This window comes from Mycobacterium sp. 155 (genome assembly GCF_000373905.1).
Classification (GTDB): Bacteria; Actinomycetota; Actinomycetes; order Mycobacteriales; family Mycobacteriaceae; genus Mycobacterium.
On sequence record NZ_KB892705.1, the window covers coordinates 816,880 to 839,267 of the forward strand.

Consider the following 22,388-nt stretch of genomic DNA (forward strand, 5'->3'; position numbering starts at 1 on the left):
AAGCGGTGCACGGAAGCCTGGGCGTGGTCACCGCGTGATCGCGACCTGGTCCAGATCGACGCGCCCTGACGCGACGTGACGGGCGCGCAAGCTGTTCACGACGTCGTGGACCCAATCGGGATTCGGCGATTGCGCGCGAGGACGCGGGTGTTCAAGCCGGCGTAGCGGCCTGGCCCGATGATCGCTTCCGCAGCCTGACTGATGACCGCTGCGAACTCGCCGCCCGCCACCTGATCGTAAAACTCCGGCGGCACCTCCAGCGTGGCCTCGTACTGCCCGCCGTCCCAGTTGTCCACATGATCAGGCCGGTAGACAGACAAGGCGCCGATTGCCGCCGCGTGCGCCTCACCGCGGGCTTGTAGCAGCCGAGCGATTGCGTGACGGTCCGCCTCGAACGGATCGCGATCGGTGGGTCATGCAGACATCCGCAGTTCCTCTTCCCTTGGTGGCCACGCCAGCATGACACCGACGCCCGACAGGTTCTTGTCCGCGACAACGTTGGCGAAGGAGAAATTGAACTCAGCTAGCGGACCTATCGCGGAAGCCCCATCGCAGGGCATTGCCGAGACTCTCAACGTACGCGTCGCGCCCGTCCGCCGGCTGGTACTTGATCCACGACGGGTGAGGGACTGCAAGTAGATCGGGGATCTTCGAGTTTCGGCGTCGACCGCGCGGCGGCGTGAAGGGCATGGCAACTCGCGTGCTTCGGAGAAGATCCCTCGCAGCGCAGCGGACGCATCTTTCCCAAGTCCGATCACGAGGTGTGGCTGAATGATCGCCAACTCGCGCAGCAGGTATGGCCTGCAGTTCTCAATTTCGTGGGGGAGCGACGCTCGATTGCCGGGTGGATGGCAGTGCACGGCGTTCGTCGTGAAGACGTCGCTCTTGGCGAGTCCAGCGCGTTTGAGGCCGAGGTTGAGAAATCGGCCGCTGCCGCCGGTGAACGGGATCTGGGCTCGCATGCAGGGTTTTGCCGCCTAGGCTCTGCCCGACGACTACCACCGGGGACTGCGGTGATCCGTTACCCGGCAATGCCTGTGTTTGGTCGAGGACGTTCATTCCGTCGCATCGACGGCAGCTCCGGATGCGCTCACTGATGATGGCCGTCTGGCGCTCGCGCACGTTGCTCACCGGTTCATGGTCCCTGTTCGTTCGCAGTTCGACGTGGCGTTTGCGGACACGATGACAGGACAAGTCGGATGTTGGCGCCGATCGTTAGAATCCAGCCTGTAGCGCGATTCGTTGATCCAGGTAGAAGCCGTGTCAAGGTCGACGCGCTCGTCGATGCCACGCTCGCTCCGTCGGGAAGGTGGGCGCTCCGCGTTCGCATGCGGAGGACCGCGAGGTTTGTCGGAGGGTGTGCATAAGCTCGCGGATCATGTCAGAGAACACCAGTTCAAAGAAGAAGTGGGAGGAGCCCGACGACCACGGCAGGCTTCTGGATCCACGTCAGTTCCCTGAGCTGAACGCGATGTTCTACAACGCTGACCCTTCTGAGTTCATCAAGATGCGCTTCCGGGTTCTTTCGCTGATGGCGGTGCCCGATCCGTTCCTCGCGCCGGCCTTCGCGGTTGATCGCCAGATCGCTTCCATTCGGTTCGGCGGCGGAGAGGTGCCTCCAGCCGACGTGAGAATGCGGTACCTGAGAACTGAGACGGTAGCCATTGTGCACCATGCGTCAGAGGCGTTGTTGCGCTTATATTTTGCGCATATTGATCATCCTGAGTGCCCATGGCTGGGCATGTCGACTTCGACAGACTTTGTGAAGTTCAAGGTTCGAGTGTACGACGCTCTCAAGGAGGGCTTCGACCATGCGACTATCGCCGAGTTGTTTCTTGGTGGAGCGAGGTCCGAAGATTCGAAGATTGATGTACCGCAGGAGGAGTTCGACGGCACACTGGAGGCTCTCGCATTCCTTCTCCAGGATTGCGCGTGTCGCTTTCTCGGCGATGCTTTTCTCTACAACGCGGTGAAGCATGGACTCACTGCGATCGATCTGGATGACGATTCAGCCAAGATGGTCTTGACAGGCCACGACGGCGAATCCGTTCCAATGCACACTGGACCTGCACACGTTTACCTTCACCAGAAGCTTCATCCGACTGCGAAGACATCGGAGGGGCAGTGGTTCGTCAGCATCGACGATCCCAACCCAGAACGAGATCTCACGGTCACGTACCTCATCACCCTCGCGATTGACTCGCTATGGAACGTTGCACGTCGCCGACACATAGGAAGGCCTGGCACGGTCTGGTGTATCGCAATGGGATCCGTCGAGATGGCGGTCTATGGTCCGGTGCAAAGGGCCGCAAACCTCATGCGCCGTATGTCATCTGAACTCATCAAGACAAAGCCTGACGGTGACGTTGATGGGACCAACCATCACATCTCGATCTATAACATTCCTGACGACTGGAACCCTGCAGACGAAGAACATCAGCCAGCCATGCGGGAGGTCGAGCTACCGCTCCGGCCACAGGATATCCACACGCCGACCACCGGCAGCACGTCGTATTTACCGTTCGTTCCCAAGGGATTTCAGCAGGGTCACGACTAGCGCCGTCTGTGCTATTCGTGACGGCCGCATGAGGTTGATTCCTGCCTGGTCGCCTCACCGAGGCACTGCGGAATCGGTGGAGTCGTTTTGCGCATGGCTACGGGATCTCATGGAATCGGCAGCCCTGCAGGAACCTGCCGATCTTGATCCAATAGTCATGTGGCACTCGACGCTCCGCTCAATGCACGCCAGGTCGACGTTCTCCGCTGGATATACGACGATTGCCCGGACGGCCGCTGGACTGATTTTACCTTCAAGACGACGGCCAACGCACTTGCTTCGCGTCGCCTGGTGACGGTATCCAAGCGCGGCGGCCAGTGGAGCGCGGCGATCCTGCCCGCAGGCGAGCACTACCTCACTAATGACACGTATCCCCACGGTCATTGGGCCAAGCGAAGGCATACGGTTCGAGTCGAACTTGACACGCCGACCTGCCCCGCTGCGATTGCCCATCGACCTGTTGCGGCAAATCCGACCGGTGCAGCTGCGCGCCCCAAGCAACAACCGCCAGCCGATGGCCTGACCCCGACGCGCAAGCTGGTCCAGGACATCGTCGACGCCGGCGGAATCCTGGAGATCAACACCAAGGACGATGACACCAGCTACCGCAGCCTGGTCGGCATCATCAACCGGCGCGGCATGGCCCCGGACGGCCAGGAAGTGCTCATGGTGCGCGGCAAGACCTACCACCATGTCGTGTTCCGGCTGTCGTCTGTGTCTGACTGGCAGACCACGCCGCTGGCGGAGACCCTGTCGATTGAACGTATCGGGCGATGGCATCCAGCCGTCGCGAAACTGCGCGAGGAGAAGCGTCTCGACTCCATTGGAAAAGAACTGCGCGGGAGGGCGTTTCGTCTCCTTCATGCGCTCGCGAAAGAGGCGGAGGCCCGCGGACACTCAGTGCGCGTGCCGACCCGCGACCGCCACGGCGATCGCCAAGACAGCAGCAATCTCAACGGTGACCTGATTGTCAAAGTCGGCGACATCGAGTGCTCGGTCGACATTTGGCAGCCGAAAGACCGAGTGGATCACGTGCCGACACGGGAGGAGATCGAGCGCGAGAAGAAGTACGGTTGGGGTCCCAGGCGCTATGACTATGTGCCGTCCAACCGCTTGAGCGTCGCCCTCGACACCAACAGCCGGTTCTCGTCCAAGTTGTCGTGGACTGAGACAAAGACAATCTCTCTCGCAACTCGGCTACCCGACGTGATCATGACCTTCGACCGCTGGGCTGTTATCGATGCCGAGGGCAAGGAAGCTGAACGCCGCGCTGAAATCGAAAAGCGGGATCGCGAGGCACGCGAGGATGCGCTTGCCCGTGATGCGTACATGCAGCATGCGTTGGGGGAGCGGCTGACAGCAGACCTCGGCGACTGGGAATTGGCGAACCGATTGCGCGCATACCTCGCCGCGCAGCGCGATCGAGTCACGGCGATGGCTTCCTCGGAGGAGCGCACTGCCGCCGAGGAGTGGCTGCAATGGTGTGACCGCTATGTCCACAAGCTCGACCCGGTTGCGCGGCCAATCCGTCAGCCCGAGGTCAAGTCGCCCGACTACAACGACCTCAGGGAGTTTCGCCAGCAGCTCGGCTTCGGGATGCGGTGGTGAGGGGTATCTGCCCTTCCGTTGATGTAAGCGCGGTGCGTCACCAGATTTTGTCGGTGCTACGTGTCACGCTTGTTCGAGGTGCTCGTTCACACGGCAACAGATGTGGACGCCCTCATGGCACAGGGCAAGGTTCGCGTTCACGAGTTGGCCGAATTCGGCGTCGCGGCGAAAGACATACTTGTCCTCCTGGAGCGGCTGGGGCGTTCGTGAAGTCAGCGAGCAGCACGGTCGAGGCGCCGCTCGCGCGACGGGTGCGCGAGCACTACGCCGCCCGGCCGATCGCTGCTCGCGATTACGGCGTCTCGGCCGGACCTAGCCGCCTCGTGTCGGGCGACGACAGTGGTTTCGGGGCGGCGTTGGAGAAGGCGCGTCGGTAGAGTCGGCGGACTTCACCGGGTAGTCACAATCCGGGTGAGATCGAGACAGCCCTCTACCGTTGCGTCATAGACCCGACGCGCACCAGGCGTGGCGGCTACACGCCCGAGGAGTGGGACCGGGTAGAGCGGCTGTTGCAGCGGTGGCTCGAAACCTGGCTGGACGATATGGCCGACACCATCGATCTCTTCGCCGTCTACAATCTGCCGTCCGTATTTCAAGAAGTAGATGACGACGTTGGAATCCCAAGCCACCACCAGGGGACCGTGGTCGGCCGATCGGTCGGGCTTAACGACGAGTTGACCGCCCTCGGAATGTTGGTCAACTGGTGGTCCGTGCGGGACATCCGTTTCGTCGTTGTGCCGGCTCTCCTCGATGACGAGAAACGGCCTGCGAGTTCTGTAGATCGGTCGCGACGGCACTGCGCTATCGACGCAATCGCCGACGCACTTACCTTTCAGACTGAGCGATGGGGGACAGCCTGACCTCCGGGATCTGCTCCAAGCAGAGGTTGACAGATTGCACAAACTTCCGAGCGATCCGATGAAGGATCTTCTGGCTGCGTTCCCAGCGATGATTCGCGATCGCGACATCATGAGCGACGCCGTTCTCTGTGGTGCCGACGTGCTTTTGACCTGCGACCGAAAGTTCATCAGATGTGGTAACACGATGCCAACTCCGATGACGAAAGTTATGCCGCCCACAGACCTGATGGACCGCCTTCTTGCGTTCGGGATACACCAGTTCTGGTCCGGCGGGATCCTTGACCATCCGGGCTGTCCGTTCGCGTCGGCCGATGTGATTGCCGGTGATCTTGGCAAGATCTCGCTGCTCCTGGCGGCTATTGGGGACGATGACTAGAAGACACTCTGGGCTCGGCGCGCCAATCCAAGAATCTGTCGGACCCTCTATATAGCGTTGCTCGCATGTTGACCATGCCATCTATCCGCATCCGACCCGGAGTTCTCCGTGCGCTAGGTTGCTATACCCAGGTAGCCAGTGGCGGGAGGGGACGGCTCTGATGGCGCCAACACCGAAGCGTTACGCCGCGGTATCGCTCTTCTCGGGCTGTGGTGGCATGGACCTTGGCGCTGAGATGTCGGACAGGGCGAGAGTCGTCTGGGCTATCGACAACGAACACTGGGCCGTCGAGACGTACAAGCGCAACCTCGGCGAACACATCGTCGAGGGTGACATCACAGCGACGCCAGTTCCGGATGTCCCTTGCGACATCCTGCTGGCAGGGCCACCGTGCCAGGATTACTCCACGCTCTGGAATCACGACGGCCTCATTACTGCTCGCGGGAACTTATTTCGGCAAGTTGCGCGATTCCTCGATCAACTTCGACCCGCCGCATTCGTACTCGAAAATGTGCCCGGCCTCCTCTCGGCGAACCGTGGAGCGGCGTGGACTCTTGTGCGGCATGCACTCAAATCGCCGAGCAGCTTCGCGGGCCGCTCGACGAGGAAAAAGGCCATAGCGGGTGTCCACTACGACGTCAGCGCCCAGGTTGTCGACATGGCGGATCTGGGAGTCGCTCAACATCGCGAACGACTAATCGTCATCGGCGTCCGCCGGGACATCGGAATTCGCCCGCCAATAGTTCCGACACCGTTTGCAGGTGCGCCGCTCACGGTTCGCCAGGTGCTTGATGACGTGCCATTGCCGGCGAATTCGCCGAATCATGAGCTGGGGATGGATTCGCGTGATGTCGTGGAGCGCTTGAAGTTGATACCACCAGGCGGCAATTACGAGGCGGTGCCTGAGGGGCACAGACTTGCGGTGAAGGGTCTCATCAGCCACGTCTACCGAAGGCTCGACCCCGACAAGCCCTCGTACACGATTATCGCCGGTGGTGGCGGAGGCACGCACGGCTACCATCACGTCGAGCCTCGGCGACTGACTAATCGCGAGAAGGCACGTCTCCAAGGCTTCCCAGACGACTTCGTGTTCCAGTTCGGGGACGGCCCACGCGACCTACGTTCGGCATACCCGCGAGTTCGGCGCCAGATCGGCAACGCGGTGCCGCCACCATCGGCGGAGGTTATTGTCGGAGCCGTTGCAGAGTCATTGCTTGCGGGCGGTGTGCGACCCCGCACCGGGCGTGAGTTACTGGCAGCGAGACGTGGTGAACCGATGCTGAAAAGTGTGCCTGTGGGGGGCAATCGAAAGGCCGCAAGTCAGTGACTGTCGGAGCAGCTGTCGATGAGAACGCGGAACTGCCTGTCGTCGCCGCATTACGGTCCCTGTCAGTCTTTAGCGCAGACCAGGCAGGTGCATACCGCGAGCATTTCGCCATGCTCGGAGAGACGCTTGGCTCTGACATTGATACGAAGCTGGGCAGATATATAACGGAATGGGCGTTATCCGGTGTCGCAGGAACCGTTGTACTCACCGGCAATGCCGGTACCGGAAAGACTGCGGTCGCCGAAGCGTATTGCCGGGCTGTAGATAGCGACCTGCCTAGCGACGATGCCCTTCTAGAGGTCGCGAAAGGCCGCTGGGTCGTCAAGGACCTGTCAGGTCTGCCTGCATCCCGTGAACGCGCAGAAGTGGTCGGCAAATCCCTCGATTCGGACCATCAAACGCTTATCTGCGCAAACGAGGGGGTGTTGCGAGACGCTCTGGAAGACATCGGGGACGCAGGTGCCGCTAATACGCTGGAGGAGGCGTTGCGTCAAGGCGCGGCAGCTCGTCCGGGCTTAACGGTGATAAATGTGAATCGCCAACGCCCGACCGGTGACCGCCTATGGAAACAGTTGCTCGACTACGTCACTCGTGAAGAACTATGGACGGGGTGCAACGACTGCCCGTTCGATGCAGGTAATTGCCCTATGCGCACAAATGCCGAGCGCCTTCGCGATCCACGAGTGCGCGAACAATTGCGCACGTTGGTGCGGCTGGGCACCGGGGAGGCAGTACCAACGCTCCGCGAGGTGCTCGCAATCCTGTCGTGGGCAATTGTCGGTAACCAAACCTGCGCATCGGTCAAACGCGGAAATCGAGACCTTGGCAGCAGCGCGTTCGTTGCTACCGATAGCTACTACAGCCGGGTACTCGGAGGCGGGCTCGGGGTCGGAACGGCCGAACGGTCTCCACTATTGACCGGCATGAGGCGCGCCGGTCTTGGCGATGTCAGCGATCTGGAGGTCGACGGCTGGTTGCGGGACGCGAGCGGCGCGCCAAACAGGGTTCGGCAGATCGCCGGAGACCCCAGCGTCACCCGTCCCGACCTAGTGACGCCCGGTCGGTTGCCAGCGCTTACTGGGTCGCTATCGGCGCTCGACCGCGTACGAACGAATCAAGGCGTGATGACTTTCTATGCGCTGGGAGAGATGGTCAGCACCGACGAAGATCCGACGCGAGTGGACGACGGCCTAGGTGCGCTGGTGCTTGGCGACGGCGTCTCCAACGCTCCGGCGGAGACGCTGTGGCGGCAACGCGTTTACTTCGAAGCTTCAGACGAAACAGGCGGGCCAGTCGCCGCCGCCCGCCGTCTCCTCGATTACAGGTATATTGCAGATCTTATCGAGCTCGCCAGGAAGACGGCGGCTAACGCGGACACCGTCATTGAGCTCAAGAATCTGGTTCGCGGGCTTAACTTCCTCGTCACCGGTTTTTCCAGCCCGAATGAGGGGCTTATTATTCCCGACCCAGCCTGTCTGTTCGCCCGCGACCCCGGGTCGTTCCGACCTGCCCGACCCTCGCTGGTCCATAGCCAGGTTCAGCTGGAAAATCTGTCGCTTCGTGTGCCAGACCGAGGTTTGGTCGAAGACTTGCTCGACGTCGACCACATCGAGGTCGAAATGCTCGCCGAAGGGAACAACGACCTTGCCCTTCGCATCACCCCTCGGATGTATGAGGCAATACGGGAGGCGGCGGATTTTCAAGGGCCAGTCGGTCAGGGCGTTGCCGAGATGAACGATCTTCGCGGCTTCTATGGGAGTCTCGCGGCTCACCTCGCGTCGGACTCGGCCTTGAGAGTTGCGGATCCAGACTCGAACCCGCCAGCCTTGGTGACGATATCGATGCCATACTTCGTCGGGCGAGGTCTTTGATGCCGGGGAGGAATTTGTACCGGCTCAGCCCTGGGCCGATTGCTGAGCAACTGTACTGTCTCGCGCCGGATCGTGATGAGCGCGCGCCGCAGCTATGTGCAGAAACACTGCTCACTCTGGTGCAGAACGACTACCAACGCCCAGATTCACCTGAACAATTGAAAACCCCAAAGCGGCAGCGGTTTGCGCTGCGCAGCCTCGCGCTCGGGGAGAACTTCTTGGGTGGCCGTGACCAGGGTCGAGCGGGCGACGATGACACCACACCCGAGGAGTACGGCGCGATGTTGGCGACCGGGTCTCAGGTGAGGGGTTCGGCCAATCTGCAGCTGGCGCAACTGACTCTGCAGGGCTTGATTGATCCGGAAACAGAGCGGGGACAGGCTGGTGCATCATTGCTCCGCCCTTTCCACGAATCGCTGCTGTGGTACGACGCCCGCAAACCAAGCCCTCGCAGCAACGAGTACACGGTTCGCAAGGTCTACATGAGGGGTGGCGGCATAACACTCGCGCGATTGCTAGCTGACCCGCCGCAGGCTGACGATGCAATCCTCGGGCGTGCGGCGGTTGTGGCGATTAGAGAAGCGCTGACAGTAGACAGCCCGCTTGCTCAGATCGGAACTGTCCTAGAAAGCGCATTGCCGAATAACGAGACGTGGAGCAACAAGGTACTTCTGCTTGAGGACGACGAGGTGCTGGCATGGGAGCGGGGCGCCGACCCGCGTCTCACGGAACTGACCGGCCACCTCTGTCGTCATGCAGAGGGTGTCATGCTGCAGGAGCACGCAAGCGGTCCCGCGCGGCTGTGGCAGTTGCGCAGCGTCCTCGCTCTGGACCTTGCCCTCCACCTCTTGCGGGCCGCGTGGGATAGAAGTTCGACACCTGAAGCAGACCGCTATTTGCTGCTGAGCTTCAGCGATGCGCCCCGCGCCCAGGATCCGGTCAGGCAGCGATCCGAAGATTCGTATCGGCACGCGCGTATCCGCTTGAATGAGGCGACTGTTCGAACACTCGCTCAACGTATGCGCGAGCTGAAGGAGACCGAGAATGTGACGGTCTTCTCCGGTGAGTTCCGCGACCGTGCGCTCGCTGACAGCGATCCGTCCAGTGTCAGCAGCCAGCTTGCGAGTCTTGCTGACGGTTCGGGTGATGACGAGTACTTGAGACTCGCGCGCCTGGCCGTTGAGACGGCCAACTACAGCCGTAGCTCAGAGGACGGCTTTCGAGTACTGCTGGAGTCAGTCGGCATGCTGGTTGGAACTGGAAGCTACCGCTATCTCACCGCCAGCCCCGACTTGCTGGCGGCCATGGTTGGCGCGCTCTCGGCGCAGATGCCGATGTCCAGTCGCGACTTCATCGCCGCATTGCGGCGGGAATGGGGCGTTGTAATCAATCAGGAGTCGGCAGCGGAGACGGCGCTGGCAAATCAGCTAGACGGTGCCGCGCTCGCGCAGAATGCCAGAAGGGCCGAACGGCTCATGAGTGACGCGGGCTTGGCAGTGGGACTTTCCGATCGCACGACGATGGTGGGCGAACAAGCATCGAGGCGTCGATCATGAGCCGCCGACTCGGTCTGGCCCTCGCCGAACACCTGCGACGCACTTTGCCGCCGGGTGATCGTAGCTTCGTATTGATCGAGGGTGTTCCGACGTCCGTCGCTGAGGGTTTAAGCCAGGCATGGGATGACGCGCTGCCGCAACTCTCCATCGTCTCGTCGTCACCGGCGTTATTTCCAACACACGCAATGCTTGACGCCTCTGGCACACAGTTGCGAAACAAGCAAGGCACCCGCGGTGTCGTGCTTGTGCTATGCGATGGCGAGCAAGTGCCCGATCGCCAGTCACTGAACATGTTTGAGTCGGTATCGCCGAGCGTGTTGTTGGAGACCGCGGAGGGCATGGGGATTCTGTCCCAACAGGCGCCCCCGGTCGGTCTAGACGGGCCAGCCCGTGCCGTCCGTGAAGCAATCAATCAAGCAGACGTTGTAACCCGGCCAAGCGCTGCGTCGGTGGCCGACTATCTTGATCGCCTCGCCACTGGTGATGATCCCCTCGATGCTCTGCCGGTGCTGGGTGCGTTCGTTGATCACGCAGGGCCCGGTGAGCGGGTCGATGCCGCACGTATCGCAGATAACCTCGCTCTGGCGGCTCGCCGAACAGCCGACGATTTTCTTCGACCCGCTGCCTATGCGGACCTTCGCAAGCGGGCTGAAGCCGTGCTTCGGCGCAGACCGGGCGTCGGCAATGCGGGCGCTCCCGCGGCAGCCGACGAAGTAATGACTCAGCTGCACGCCGGAAGCCCTGACCTTCTCCGGACTCTTCGGTTTGATGAAGCCCGCGAAATCATGGAGCAGCGCCCACAAGATCTCGCGGAGACTGTGCGGCGGGAGATGAGCCAATTCCGCGCCAACCTCCCTGCTGGAAGCCAGGCGGAGGGGTTACCGTGGCACACATACGAACAGCGAGCCGACCAGCTGCGGCGCGGGCCTCAACAGCGGCATGCTGCGCGTGATTTGTGTGATCTCGATGACGCGCAGCAGAAGCAAGTTTTCACTCGCGCCACACGAACGAAGCTTGAGCGTCTACTGCGAGACAGGTCGGTCAACGGAAGCAGCCCCTCCTGCCCCGAAGCTGCGATTGTCCAGGCTGCACAACAACTTGGTGGCCTCATTGAGCGTGTACAGGTATTGTCGCCACCAATACCGTCCGCGGCATTGGCGACGAACAGAACGGGCGCAGGTCGAATCCTGACTTTGGCGTGCGCGCGTCTCCGACTCGGCACACTCATGCATAAATGGGCTAGCACCGGTGGTGATGTCGACGGGCTCCTGTTGCGAGCGGCCGACGATGCCGACCTGGGCGACGTTCTTGCTGCTTTTGGAGATGCGGGTCTCGGAACTGGCGCGCAATTGCCTTTGCTGCAGCTTCGCCTGCACAGCGGGGACGGCAGTACGGTGCAGGTCGATTGGAGGCCCGATCTCGACGATGCCGCCACACTGCGTGCGACACTTCTGTTTTCGGAGGCTCCAGCTCTGACTCTGGCTCTCCAGGGCGAGCCCACGCTGCATGCTTTCTGCGGCTCCGACAATGCCGTTGCGCAGCCCGTGCCAGACGTATTGCTCCCGCTCGCAAGGCAACTGCAAACCTTGGCGCGACGTTCACTGGATACCGGATTGGATCCCAAGGCGCTGAAGAACTGGTCGACGCGTTGGACTGCAGCCTGTGTGGCCCGCGAAGCGGCTGATGACGCGAGTTGTGCTGAGGCACTGGCACTTTCGGGTGCGATCCGAAGTGGCGGTACGGCGGCTGCGCTTTCCGCCTTGGCGCCAATGAAGGCGGAGTGGTTGGCGCAGTACTTGGAGGCTCTTTGGAGTCTCGTCCGTGGCGCCGAGGAGCCACGCGGTGACGCGGAACCAACCGACGCCGTCGCGACCGCTAACGGTATCGCTCGGACTACCGCTGCGCATCACCCGGCCCACCTCCGCGTCGCAACCCAGGACCGCGCGTTGCTTCCCACTAGTGAGGGGCGCATCTGGAGTCTCTATGGCGGTTCGTCGACGCGAGACGAGAGCGGCTTCGCCGGCAACGCGCTCGGCGCCGTGGTCATTCAACTGCTCAAGTTGCAGCCCGAAGCCGCAGGCCATTTACGCTGTTTGGCATGGGGGCCAGGAGCAGCCGACCTGTTGGTGAGCGAGGCGGTCAATCTCATCGGGCGTAGCGCAGGCAACGCGCTGATTAGACGCATCGAGATTTTCTGTGTAGGAACCGGCGACGCTGACAAGCCCGATCCCGAGACCCTCGCAAACGCCGACGACCAGCTGCGAAATGGTCGGGACGTCTTGGAGCTTAGGTACCTGGATGACCTCGATCAGGCGCGCGAGATCTTGCGCCCTGGCGTCGACGCTCCCGCCGTGCATCTTGCATTGGTGACCGGTTTGACTGAGGGCGGCAACCGCCTGCAGGTCGAGTCACGTGAAGTTAGTCCTCCGGCCGAGGACGCAGAAGTTCTTTTCGCGCCACGGGTTTGGCAGCGTCCGCGGCAGGACCGCCGGACTTTGCTGATGCCGCCCGCCGCTTCGCCCACCGGCCAGATGTGGCTGCGCCTCCAGAACGCCGTGGAAGACGCGTGGCTTGAACCGGACCAGCCGCTGCAGGTACCCGAGGTGAGAACCGGTGCACTGGACATCGCATCTAAGCTGCAACAAGTTCACGATCTCGCTCTGTGGGTAGCCACTCTCGACCGCTATGCAACCCGGGACAGCTTGGAACAGGCGCTCGGCGCTGATCACATTGCGATATTGCATCAGGAGCGGCGATTGGGCGGGGATAGCCCGCTTTCACTTGTGATAAGCCAGAAATCGGGAGGACCCGCCGACCGAGCCATCGGCCGGAGTCTCCGCGCCGCCGGCATCATCGAGGAACCGGACGTCGCGCTTTCTATCGGAACACAGCTGCGCCAGGTTGCGAGTCAGGGATATGGCATCCTTGCCCTCCAGGCTGCGACAAGCGGTGCAGGCATCAACGAGCTGGTCGGGCACGTCGTTGCATTCAGTCTTCTCGCGACCACTACGACGCCGTGGCCACTTCCGCCTGGTTGCCGCGTGCTTTTGATAAGCCTGGATGAATACCGACATTGGTTTCCTGGCAAGAGAGCCGACCTGTTGGCTATCGCGTTGGACACCCAGGACGAAGGTGTTCACGTGGCCACCATCGAAGTCAAGGCGAGGCGAAGTGACGAGAATGACGCCGCGGCGGGGGCACTCGATCAACTGAACCAGACGCTGGCCGCCACGAAGTGGGCGGCGTACCCCGCAGCTAACACAGTTCACAGTCGGTTGTGGCTCAACCGCATTGCCGAGGCTGCCTATGCTGTTGCACGCGAGTCCCGTTTCAAACTTGACGCGGCAGAACTGCGGGCACTCGAAGCCTTTCGCCTTGGCCGGGGCAGTCTTGAGTGGGCAGGTGTTGGACTTGTGTTTGGGCCGAGAGTCGACCCGATACACCGGACATATCGCGCCAACCTTGCCAACGACATTGTGCCAGTAGTGCTTCGCAGCATCAGACTCACTGAGGATTTACTGCGCAACGCTACTAGTACGGACTTGACGAGGCTGAGAACTGTTCAGACCGACGCGTTGCCTCTGCAAAGCACACGGACCAAGCGCCGACCCGAATCGGGGACAAACGGTGGTCCGCCAACGCCGAAGCCGGGTCTAGATGCGGGCTCGAAGAACTCCGCTGCGGAGTCGAACGGGGTAGAACCACCATCACCTGCGGATCAACCCATCACGCAAGCGGAACCGTCATCTGCCAAGGATGCCCCGACGGTCGACGCAAGCACACCCGGCGGGCCTGCATCGGAGGTTGAGACCGTTGCCACGGCAGTGGAAGCGTTCCATGCGCCATTACTCGGTTGGGACGCCTCGACAGGCGAGGAGATCCGTTGGCATCCTGCCGGGCCGGGACAACAGGTTCTGCAGAACGGGCACACCGAAATCTGGGGATCCTCCGGCATGGGCAAGACGCAGTTCGCGATGAGCCTTCTCGGGCAGCTGTCCAAGCAGAGCGGAAGCCGGTTCGGGATCGCTGACTTCAAGAATGACTACAGCGACGAAACTGGGTTCCCAGCATTCGCTGACGCGGAGTTCATTGATCTTTGGAACGGTGGCGCGCCCTACAACCCGCTGGCTCTCGACGACGACAACGGTCGGGCTATTCAGAGTGCCGTCATTGAACTGCGGGACACCGTGGACGAGGCAGTCAAATCGGTCAGTGCCCGGCTCGGTGTTCGGCAACGCGCCAAACTTGAAAAAGCGTTGCAGAGTGCCTACGCGACCGCGCGGTCAGAGAGTCGGTGGCCAACACTGAGGACGCTGGACGACCAACTGGATGACGACTTGGCCGGAGTTATCGGCGACTTGACGCACAACGACTTATTCAAGTCAGGCGAGCCGCTTGGGAATGTCATCGACCGGAACGTGGTGTTTGGGCTCTCCAAGATCCCAGGCAACGGACAGACAACGGTTCTGGCTGCAGGTTTCATCTTCTCTGCTCTGTTGCTGCGTGTGCAGAATCTCCCACCGGTACCTAACACAATTCGCTACGTCATGGTCGTCGACGAGGCACACCGAGTCGCGCCGTTCCGCGCAGTTCAGACGATGATCCGCGAAGGACGTTCCAAAGGACTGGCGGTCATACTGGCCACACAGGGGCCACTCGACCTGCCTGACGTTGTCGCAGCTAACGCCCAGACCAAGATTTGCTTTGGTCTACCCGACGCGACGGTAGCGACAATGGCCGCTCGAAAACTGGAGCCCGACAATCCGCGGCTACCAGAGCAGATTCGCACGCTCGGTAAAGGCGAAGCATTTGTGAGCTTCGCTGGTGACGCACCGCGCCTCGTCCGCATGACGCAGGCTTACCGCGACGCAGGAGCGCTGGGACTCCCGCCACTGGGCTAGGCAAGAATGGCTTCATGGTCCGTAAACGCGACGGACGGCCACTATCGTCGACGCGGAATCCCCGCCCGGAGTTGCTGCCGTCATGGGCGAGCTCCCCAGACGTTCGCAAACGCATGCAAAGACAGCAGACGCGGGATACCGCCCCAGAGATTGCCGTGCGTCGGCTCATCCATGCCGCGGGAATCCGTTACAGAGTGGACGTCGCACCTCTGCCGAATTTGCGTCGTCGTGCCGACGTTGTGTTCGGTCCGGCTCGGGTGGCGCTGTTTATCGATGGATGCTTCTGGCACGGCTGTCCTGACCACGGGTCCCGTCGTACTACCGCCAACACCGAATATTGGTCGGCAAAGATCGAGCGCAACCAAGCGCGGGATCGCGACACCGACGAGCGCCTTCGAGAGGCTGGCTGGCTATCGCTGCGTGTATGGGAGCACGAGGACCCGATCGTAGTAGCGGACAGGGCTGTGGCAATTGTTCGTGACCGTCGTCCGGTTCGGGATTCTCGGGGTCCGACACGGAGTTGATGTACGGGGCTCTACCGCCGTCGCGAGCAGATGAGTGCCGCCGAAATCCACTCACCAGTACTTCCGCCCTTGCGGCCGGACCATCACACCGGCTGCCTTCAAGCTGTTCAGCACAGTCGTCCGGCCGAGGCTGAAGTCCTCTGCGACCTCCCGGCTGGTCTGCCCAGCCTGATACGCCTTAACCACCTCGGCTCGCAGCCGGTCGGTGATCCGTTGCCATTGTCGCGGGGGAGACGCGGACGACCGGGGTCGTTCAACCTCAGCAACACCATCTTGCGCATCTGTCAACAATGTGTTCGAACTGAACCGTCCCAGGGCTCCCGGTTATCGATCGAGTTAGCTAGTGACCTCTGCCCTTTTCGCTTCCACCCCTTCGTCGCATGACGATGCCGGTCGCAATCAAGGCCCGCCGCACGGCGTTTGGAGACACCGAGAACCGTTCGCCAAGCTGGGCCAACGTGGCCCCGTGTCGGTACAGCTCGGCCGCTGTCACGACGTCATCGTTGGTGAGTCCCTGGTTCCGCATCGCCACGCCGTGTGCATGCAGGATCTTCACGACGCTGCCCTGGCTCAAGTCGTACCGCTGTCGCAGTTGGGTAGTCGACGCACCATCTCGGTAATCCTGGACGAGGGAAGTCATCGTCTCGACAGAAAGCCGACGGTCGATCCGCTGCATCTGTGGCAGGGGGGACGCCGCTCTGACCTGCGTTTTCGCGAGATTCTCGACCAATTGAACGGTTTTGTGGATGCGCGACCCCTGGTACGCGGGTTTCGAGTAACGTCCCGCCAGCTCCACTCAAAAGTCCAGTTCAGGGGCTATTTGATGGCTCGATGGCCTAACCGCCGAGCACCTGATAACCCGCCGCGTCAACGCCGCGTCAACGTTTCTCCGTGTCGAGGTAGTCGCGCACTACACTTTGACTCGTGCAGCAATGGGGTGGCGAAGTCAGCGAAGAGCAACTCGAGCCAGAAGATCTGCTGATTCGCGAGTGCGTGATGGGGCTCATCGAAGATGGCCGTTGCGACGCCAATGTCGCGGTGACTGTCGTACGCGAGTTAGTCACCGGGTTGAAGAGCCTGTAGCCCACGTCTCCGCAGGGGCGCGTTGCGACAAGTGACGTCATCTCTGGTCGATACGGCCCGCTTAGCGTGGTGCGTCTTAATTGACGGGGTGTACAGCTAGGTTGGCCGCATGCCTAACCACGTTTGTTGGCTTTGTAAATCCAACACAGGACACACGCTGAGTGAGGGACCGACCATCTTGGGCCCGGAGGCGGTGCGCCTCGACGTATACAGCGAGGAGCATCCGGTCTGCGCCAGTATGACCTGCTCTATGTGTGGAGGCCAGTCCATTGCCATTGGGCGTACCGACGAACGGGGAGCACGGGGCATCGCCGGGTACTTTGAGAGCGCTCGCGGTAAGGACCTTCTGTGGCGTCCATCGGCCACCGATACAAAGGACTACCCCCACGTCCCTGTGCACATTGGGGAGGCCGCCACTGAGGCCTACGAGTGCCACAGCAGTGAGCACTACCGGGGAGCAATCATGCTCGCGCGGGCAGTGATCGAAGCGACCGCCAAGAACAAGGGCATCACGTCCGGCACCCTCTTCAGCAAGATCGAATCTCTCGCCAGCGCAGGGCTCATACGCGGGGTGATCAAGGACGCAGCGCATGGAGTGCGTGAATTGGGCAACGAGATGGCACATGGAGACTTCGTGGACCCCATCACGGCAGAGGAATCCGAACTCGTCATACAACTCATGGGGGAAATCTTGAACGACGTCTATCAATCACCTGCGGTGATAGCGCAGGCTCAACAGGCGGCGCAGACCCGTCAACAAGGCGGCGGTCAGCAGTAACCTTGAACGGCTTGAATTTTGGTCGGTTGTCTTGTGGTTCTTTCGCCGGTCTCCGGCGGACCAAGGCGACGAGCCCTCGAAGATGGTGAACAGATGTGAGGTTCCCCAGAAAAAGTGGACACGGTTAGCTTGATTGCTGACGTACTCGGGTGGCGATCTCGAAGTCGATGGATGAGACCATCCCGAGCGAGCTGTGTCGCCTATCATGGTTGTAGAATCTGATGTAATTGTCAAGTCCCGCAGTAAGATTCGCGTATGCGGTGAAGGCATGACGCTTGTAGTACTCGTGCTTGACCTTCGACCACAATGACTCGGCGCCCGCGTTGTCCCAGCAGACTCCGGTCGCGCCCATGGAGCGTAGCAAGCCATGCCGAGATCAGGCCTGGGCCATGTCATGGCTGGTGAATTGACTGCCCCGATCCGCGTGCAAAATCGTGCCAGCTACCGTGCCGCCACCGGTGAACACCGCGGCGTCAACGGCCGTCTCGACCAGCTCGGTGCGCATGTGATCGGCCAGCGACCAGCCCAATACTCGCCGGGAGTGTTCGTCACGGATCGCGCACAGGTAGGCATGCCCTTCGCCGCAGGTCAGGTACATGATGTCCGACGTCCAGACCGCGTCCGTGCGGCCCTGGTCGAAGTGGTGCCCGACCCGATCCGGCGGGAACACGCCGTCGGGTCGACCCGGTGGTCTTGACTTTGAACGTGCGTGGGCTGATGCCCTCGATGCCCATCTCGGTCATGACCGCCGCGACGGTGTTCTCTGACACCCGCATGCCTTCGGCGTGCAGGTCCGCGGTGACCCTTACGTGCGCTGGGATGCCTGCCAGTGCGCCAGGATCCTCACCTGCAGATCCCGGCGCCACTGTTGACGCGGCGACAGTTCGGTGCGGCGTCGCCGCCTCGCCCAGGCGTAAAAGCCGGACCGAGAAACATCGAGCAGCGCAACGAGGTTCGATACATCGTGATCGGCGCACTCTGCCGCGATGAGTTCGAACCGACTCACCTGTGTTGCTGTGCCGCAAAGTACGCCGATACTTTTTTCAGGAACGCGATATATCACGATCCTTCTCGGCGATCTCCGCGCGCAACCGGATCAACTCGGCACGCTCGACCGCGGTCAGGTCCCCATCCGGTGGCACCCGACGCGCATCGGTGGCCGCCCTTCCCGGATCCGTTCAGCGGCAACCCATTTACGCAACAGGTTCTCATGAACATTGAGCTCCCGACCGACCTCGGCGACCGGACGGCCACCATCGATCACCCGCCGAGCGGCCTCTACTTTGAACTCCGCCGTAAACGACCGACGAGTCCGGGACATACCCACATCCTCCCAGCAGAACCCATGGCCCCGCTATCTCGGGTGTCCACTGAAACTGGGGAGGCTCAGACTACATCCGCGAGGACGACACCGCCGCGCCCAACTTCACGCGGCCCGTAGCCGAGCGCGCGAGAACAGTAGTGCCCCTAGAACACGGACGCAGTGCTACAGCGTAGCTTTCGTATACACCTAGGCCGCGAGATGCAGGTCGTTCTTGACCCAGTCGGCCACCGCTTTGGTGACGGTTTCTGGCTTGTCGAGATCTACTGCCTTGTAAATCATGCCGACAAGATCAGTCGGCATCGACTGAATCGAAGTGTCCTTTAGTAGTAGACACCTGCGACCGGTGATCACCATGCCGCCGACTTCAATCGTGAGGTTGTAGTTCAAGCCGCGCCCACGCCTGTCCTCAAATATGGCGATTCCATAGCGACTTGCCCACATGTGCGCGGCGACGTTGGTCCAAAGGTCATCGGACATAGCGCGATCGGAGGCCAGGTGGAAGCTGAGGCCGTGCCTTTCAAGTTCAGTTCGTGCGGCCGAGAGCGCCGTATCGACAGGGTCGTCGCCGGAATCGTCGGGGAATCGCGTCATACCGAATACGTTGAGGTCGAACGGGTACGTTTCGGTAAAGCGCGTAACCGGTGCGACGATTGCAGGTGGCGCAAGGGTAGGCGGCACCAGCGTGTGCATCACGGCACCGAGCAGCGCGCCACCGTAGCTCTGCGTCTCGGCCAACAGTTCATGCAGTTCCGACTCGGTTACAACGCTATTGGAGTGATGGCGGCCGAGCGGAGTAATCCGCCAGAGCCCTTGTGCGCTGCCTTTTGCGATGTAGCCTGCCCGCGACAGCGTCGTGAACGCATTCCCGATTTTCGATGGTCCAGGCAGTCCGAGGTTCTCGAACATCGCTGCTACGTCGCGCGGACGGATGATTCCGCCGTTGCTACGTGCCTCAACGATTCGAGCAAGGGCCAGGGTTTGATCTGAGATGCCTAGGAGCTGGACCCTAACAGCGACAGACTTGGTGTTCAGTCTAGTCACTCGTCGACATCCAGATCCTGAAAGCCATTGTCAGCGGTACTGGAGTCTCCGCTGTCAGTCTTTGACGTTGTTTTCCGCCGTCGCGGTGGCGCTGCCCTACGAGTTGATTTGTCGAATTTGGAAGCAATCGCGGTTTTGCCGGTCTTCGTGACGAAGTACTGACCCTTCTCGTTTGGGTCCTCTGCGATCCAACGCTGTGTGATCGCGTCATTGAAGTCGCGAGAGTAGTTGCCGGGCTGAGCCTCACCTGCCGGTCTGAACTGGCTCTTCACTTCTTCCCTGGTAAATGAGGATTGTCCTAACCTCAGTTCGAGAAAGTTGCCGATCGCAGTGATCTTGGCGGAGAACTGGGTGGCGCCGCACTCGTCGATGTACTCGCCGATCGTTGTATGAGGGTCTAGACCTTCGCTTGCCGCTGCGTCGTAGCCCGCTTTGCGCTGTGTCTCTACTGAAGGGGCTGCCACCGTAGATTGTGGGACGTAGGTTGTGGCTCCAGCAGCCGCGGGTGCGGCTGCCCCACCACCGAGTACGGTCGCAATCACGTGTAGGGCGGTGACCTGATCGACCGTCCTCGTCAGCTCGACTCCGGTGCCTTTCACAGATATCTGGAACAGGTCGGGCTGAATGTCGTCGATCTCGACAGGGTCTGCAGATGGTGGGATCTTTGTATATTCTTCCGACATGTAGCCCTCCGTGTGTAGTTCGTACTACGAAACTACATGAGATCCTACGCGATTCCGAGCATGTATCGACGTAGTGCAATGCGACGTATGTCGTGACGTGTCGCGGATTCAGACGCCCCCTGGGGGCGGCGCGTGGTGCGCCGGTCTTCGGCTAGGCCCCGGAAAGGTGCTGCGCGTCGACACTGCGTCAACACCTGGGGCGAAATTCTCTGACATGCGGCGTTGCCAGTGCGTACTGTGTTTGGCCTGGTTCCTAATATCGCGAGTAGGAAGACATGGGGTTTTGCGGCAAAACTGGATCGCTGGCGGATTCAATCGGGTTCGCTACGACGCTAGACCTACGGACTCATAATCCATTGGTCGCGGGTTCGAGCCCCGCCCGCCCCACTCGACAGCCTGTATTACCTCGGGTGATGCTTGACGTTTCGTCTTCGGGTGATGGGCGACAGCGTTTCGGCTGATGGTCTATACCTGCGTCGGTTGATCCTTGACACTCCTTCGATTAGGGATTTGCGATTTTGGGTGCCGACGAGTTCCGGACGATTACTTGTTTACGCTGGTAGACAAGGGTTTTCGCGTCCTAGTGATGCCGTCTCAGACCGACCGAATCCGGACGGATTTTTGGTCATAATCGCCGAATAAACGGCAACGCGATTCGAGGGGTTTTGAACCGCATATGGTTTAGCGCCTTTGCCCATCTGCAGGCCCGTACTATAGTACGGGTAGATCAACTATAGTTGGATATCCAGGGGAGGTGCGCCGTGGAACTGAACCGTCCGTTCGCGACGGTCACCCCAACTCTGGATGGTGATGTTTTGGCAGTGCTGGCGGCGAACGATGCCACGTTCACGACCGGTCAGATTCACCGGGTGCTGAATTCCTACTCCGAGGAAGGCATTCGGAAGGTTCTTGCCAGACTCGTCTCGCAGGGCGTTGTGCTCTCAGAACGCATCGGCAATGCGTTTGCCTACCGGTTGAACGCAGCACACCTCGCGGCAAAGCCGATCCTGGAGTTGGCGAAACTCTTCGATACGTTTCTCAAGCGGCTCGAAGATGAACTCGGCGGGTGGCAGTACCCACCGGTGTACGCCGCGGTGTTTGGCTCAGCTGCGCGCGGCACGATGACGCCGGAAAGCGACGTGGACCTGTTTCTGGTCAGTGCGGCTGGGACGCCTGATGCCGTTTGGGCGCGGCAGGTGAATGAGCTTGCCTCGGCTGCCACGGCCTGGACGGGTAATGACGCACGTGTTGTGGAGTACACCGAGGTCGAGGTCAGGAGCGCGAGAACCGAACCGATGGTGCAAGAGGTCCTGGAGCATGGGCTCACCGTGGCCGGGTCGCGCGCGTGGCTTCTCAAGCAAGCGAAACCCGGCCGCACGGGAAAGGGGGGGTGATGGATGAGTGAACGCACACGGCCCAGCACCGAGACGATCCGACGCGGCCAGCTCAAAAAGGCAGTCGAGTTCCTCGACGGTGCGGTTCTCATCGAGGACGAGATGCCGGATGCCGCTGTCTCCCTGTCGGTCAACGCGGGCGTCGCAGCTGCCGATGTCATATGTGGTGTGCGCCTTGGCATATACGCCGCCGGTGAGAATCACAACGAGGCCGTTACTTTACTCGCCAAAGCCGACGCGCGTGGGCGGTGGCCAGCGCTGACACCCAGTCGAGCTGGCTGGCGTCGGCGACCTGTGTCTGAAAGGCGAGCATGCCCTGCAACGCATTTTCATAGGCTTCCAACGCCACTCGCCCAGCGCTCTTGGACGACTCGATCAGCCGCTCATTCATCTCCCGGATACGGCTTACTGCTTCCGCGACGGCTGCGGGATCGTACTGGGGAAGAGAGCCAAACGATGTGGAACTGTCGGTCATAGGGTTCTCCTTTTCGGTGTGTAGAAATGC

General features: G+C 61.1%; 24 protein-coding genes and 1 pseudogene. 13 read left to right on the forward strand and 12 right to left on the reverse strand.

Annotated features, from left to right (window positions below):
- Positions 1-95: 95 nt before the first annotated feature.
- Together B133_RS23245 and B133_RS23520 are read right to left on the reverse strand one after the other, a co-directional pair.
- Positions 96-296 (reverse strand): hypothetical protein, encoded by a 201-nt coding sequence (locus tag B133_RS23245; RefSeq protein ID WP_018599373.1) that lies wholly within the window; start codon positions 294-296, stop codon positions 96-98.
- 117 nt (positions 297-413) lie between these two features.
- Positions 414-962 carry a uracil-DNA glycosylase family protein gene (locus B133_RS23520; protein WP_232423250.1) on the reverse strand — a complete coding sequence of 183 codons (549 nt, stop codon included), beginning with the start codon at positions 960-962 and terminating at the stop codon, positions 414-416.
- Positions 963-1,378: 416 nt separating this feature from the next.
- Here B133_RS23520 and B133_RS0103750 point away from each other — a divergent pair, with 416 nt between their 5' ends.
- The 4 genes from B133_RS0103750 (at position 1,379) to B133_RS25255 (ending at position 4,542) form a co-directional block, all read left to right on the forward strand.
- On the forward strand, positions 1,379-2,557 hold the full coding sequence (locus tag B133_RS0103750) for a hypothetical protein (protein WP_018599374.1): 1,179 nt from the start codon (positions 1,379-1,381) through the stop codon (positions 2,555-2,557).
- A gap of 159 nt (positions 2,558-2,716) precedes the next feature.
- The gene (locus B133_RS0103755) at positions 2,717-4,165 is read left to right on the forward strand and encodes a hypothetical protein (RefSeq protein WP_018599375.1); all 1,449 of its coding nucleotides are present in this window, start codon (positions 2,717-2,719) and stop codon (positions 4,163-4,165) included.
- Positions 4,166-4,243: 78 nt separating this feature from the next.
- Positions 4,244-4,375 (forward strand): hypothetical protein, encoded by a 132-nt coding sequence (locus tag B133_RS25250; protein ID WP_369751439.1) that lies wholly within the window; start codon positions 4,244-4,246, stop codon positions 4,373-4,375.
- The gene (locus tag B133_RS25255) at positions 4,372-4,542 is read left to right on the forward strand and encodes a hypothetical protein (RefSeq protein WP_018599377.1); all 171 of its coding nucleotides are present in this window, start codon (positions 4,372-4,374) and stop codon (positions 4,540-4,542) included. The genes B133_RS25250 and B133_RS25255 overlap by 4 nt, the downstream gene beginning before the upstream one ends.
- A 12-nt stretch (positions 4,543-4,554) precedes the next feature.
- Here B133_RS25255 and B133_RS24230 read toward each other — a convergent pair whose 3' ends face one another.
- The gene (locus B133_RS24230; RefSeq protein WP_157625776.1) at positions 4,555-4,797 is read right to left on the reverse strand and encodes a hypothetical protein; all 243 of its coding nucleotides are present in this window, start codon (positions 4,795-4,797) and stop codon (positions 4,555-4,557) included.
- Positions 4,798-5,083: 286 nt separating this feature from the next.
- On the opposite strand from B133_RS24230, the gene B133_RS0103775 reads away from it, so the two are divergent.
- The 6 genes from B133_RS0103775 to B133_RS23525 all read left to right on the forward strand — a co-directional run bounded on the left by B133_RS0103775 (position 5,084) and on the right by B133_RS23525 (position 15,580).
- The gene (locus B133_RS0103775) at positions 5,084-5,401 is read left to right on the forward strand and encodes a hypothetical protein (RefSeq protein ID WP_018599379.1); all 318 of its coding nucleotides are present in this window, start codon (positions 5,084-5,086) and stop codon (positions 5,399-5,401) included.
- Between the two features lie 160 nt (positions 5,402-5,561).
- A complete protein-coding gene (locus B133_RS22340; RefSeq protein WP_051088025.1) occupies positions 5,562-6,728 on the forward strand; it encodes a DNA cytosine methyltransferase in 1,167 nt (388 codons plus the stop codon).
- Positions 6,725-8,599 carry a hypothetical protein gene (locus tag B133_RS22345; protein ID WP_036418387.1) on the forward strand — a complete coding sequence of 625 codons (1,875 nt, stop codon included), beginning with the start codon at positions 6,725-6,727 and terminating at the stop codon, positions 8,597-8,599. The genes B133_RS22340 and B133_RS22345 overlap by 4 nt, the downstream gene beginning before the upstream one ends.
- A gap of 14 nt (positions 8,600-8,613) precedes the next feature.
- Complete coding sequence (locus tag B133_RS0103790) at positions 8,614-10,155, forward strand: hypothetical protein (protein ID WP_232423251.1); 1,542 nt, start codon at positions 8,614-8,616, stop codon at positions 10,153-10,155.
- Positions 10,152-15,056: an ATP-binding protein gene (locus B133_RS0103795; RefSeq protein ID WP_026255933.1), complete on the forward strand. Its 4,905-nt coding sequence runs from the start codon at positions 10,152-10,154 to the stop codon at positions 15,054-15,056. Before B133_RS0103790 ends, B133_RS0103795 begins: the two co-directional genes overlap by 4 nt.
- A gap of 14 nt (positions 15,057-15,070) precedes the next feature.
- Entirely contained in the window at positions 15,071-15,580 is a 510-nt protein-coding gene (locus B133_RS23525; protein ID WP_081618171.1) for a very short patch repair endonuclease, read from the forward strand.
- Positions 15,581-15,920: 340 nt separating this feature from the next.
- On the opposite strand, the gene B133_RS23250 is transcribed toward B133_RS23525, so the two are convergent.
- On the reverse strand, positions 15,921-16,220 hold the full coding sequence (locus B133_RS23250) for a hypothetical protein (RefSeq protein WP_157625777.1): 300 nt from the start codon (positions 16,218-16,220) through the stop codon (positions 15,921-15,923).
- Between the two features lie 284 nt (positions 16,221-16,504).
- Between B133_RS23250 and B133_RS24235 the strand changes: the two genes are divergently transcribed.
- Both B133_RS24235 and B133_RS25135 read left to right on the forward strand, forming a co-directional pair.
- Positions 16,505-16,663, forward strand: a complete 159-nt coding sequence (locus B133_RS24235; protein WP_018599389.1) for a hypothetical protein — start codon at positions 16,505-16,507, stop codon at positions 16,661-16,663.
- A gap of 250 nt (positions 16,664-16,913) precedes the next feature.
- Positions 16,914-17,441 (forward strand): DUF4145 domain-containing protein, encoded by a 528-nt coding sequence (locus B133_RS25135; RefSeq protein ID WP_081618271.1) that lies wholly within the window; start codon positions 16,914-16,916, stop codon positions 17,439-17,441.
- Positions 17,442-17,565: 124 nt separating this feature from the next.
- Here the strand turns inward: B133_RS25135 and B133_RS25260 are convergent, their stop codons facing one another.
- From B133_RS25260 to B133_RS0103835, 7 genes and pseudogenes are all read right to left on the reverse strand, one after another.
- Positions 17,566-17,793, reverse strand: coding sequence for an integrase core domain-containing protein (locus B133_RS25260; protein WP_157625778.1), 228 nt, complete (start codon positions 17,791-17,793; stop codon positions 17,566-17,568).
- 24 nt (positions 17,794-17,817) lie between these two features.
- Complete coding sequence (locus B133_RS24245; RefSeq protein ID WP_157625779.1) at positions 17,818-18,111, reverse strand: DDE-type integrase/transposase/recombinase; 294 nt, start codon at positions 18,109-18,111, stop codon at positions 17,818-17,820.
- A gap of 49 nt (positions 18,112-18,160) precedes the next feature.
- A pseudogene (locus tag B133_RS25265) lies at positions 18,161-18,307 on the reverse strand (IS3 family transposase); the annotation flags it as partial.
- Positions 18,247-18,447, reverse strand: coding sequence for a hypothetical protein (locus tag B133_RS24250; protein ID WP_157625780.1), 201 nt, complete (start codon positions 18,445-18,447; stop codon positions 18,247-18,249). The gene B133_RS24250 and the pseudogene B133_RS25265, both read right to left, overlap by 61 nt.
- A 114-nt stretch (positions 18,448-18,561) precedes the next feature.
- Entirely contained in the window at positions 18,562-18,762 is a 201-nt protein-coding gene (locus tag B133_RS23530) for a transposase (RefSeq protein ID WP_081618172.1), read from the reverse strand.
- 189 nt (positions 18,763-18,951) lie between these two features.
- Complete coding sequence (locus B133_RS0103830) at positions 18,952-19,671, reverse strand: hypothetical protein (protein ID WP_018599392.1); 720 nt, start codon at positions 19,669-19,671, stop codon at positions 18,952-18,954.
- A 131-nt stretch (positions 19,672-19,802) separates the two neighbouring features.
- A complete protein-coding gene (locus tag B133_RS0103835; protein ID WP_018599393.1) occupies positions 19,803-20,489 on the reverse strand; it encodes a hypothetical protein in 687 nt (228 codons plus the stop codon).
- Positions 20,490-21,250: 761 nt separating this feature from the next.
- On the opposite strand from B133_RS0103835, the gene B133_RS0103840 reads away from it, so the two are divergent.
- Positions 21,251-21,883 carry a nucleotidyltransferase domain-containing protein gene (locus tag B133_RS0103840; protein WP_018599394.1) on the forward strand — a complete coding sequence of 211 codons (633 nt, stop codon included), beginning with the start codon at positions 21,251-21,253 and terminating at the stop codon, positions 21,881-21,883.
- A gap of 214 nt (positions 21,884-22,097) precedes the next feature.
- On the opposite strand, the gene B133_RS22365 is transcribed toward B133_RS0103840, so the two are convergent.
- A complete protein-coding gene (locus tag B133_RS22365) occupies positions 22,098-22,358 on the reverse strand; it encodes a hypothetical protein (protein WP_085974237.1) in 261 nt (86 codons plus the stop codon).
- Between the last annotated feature and the right edge of the window lie 30 nt (positions 22,359-22,388).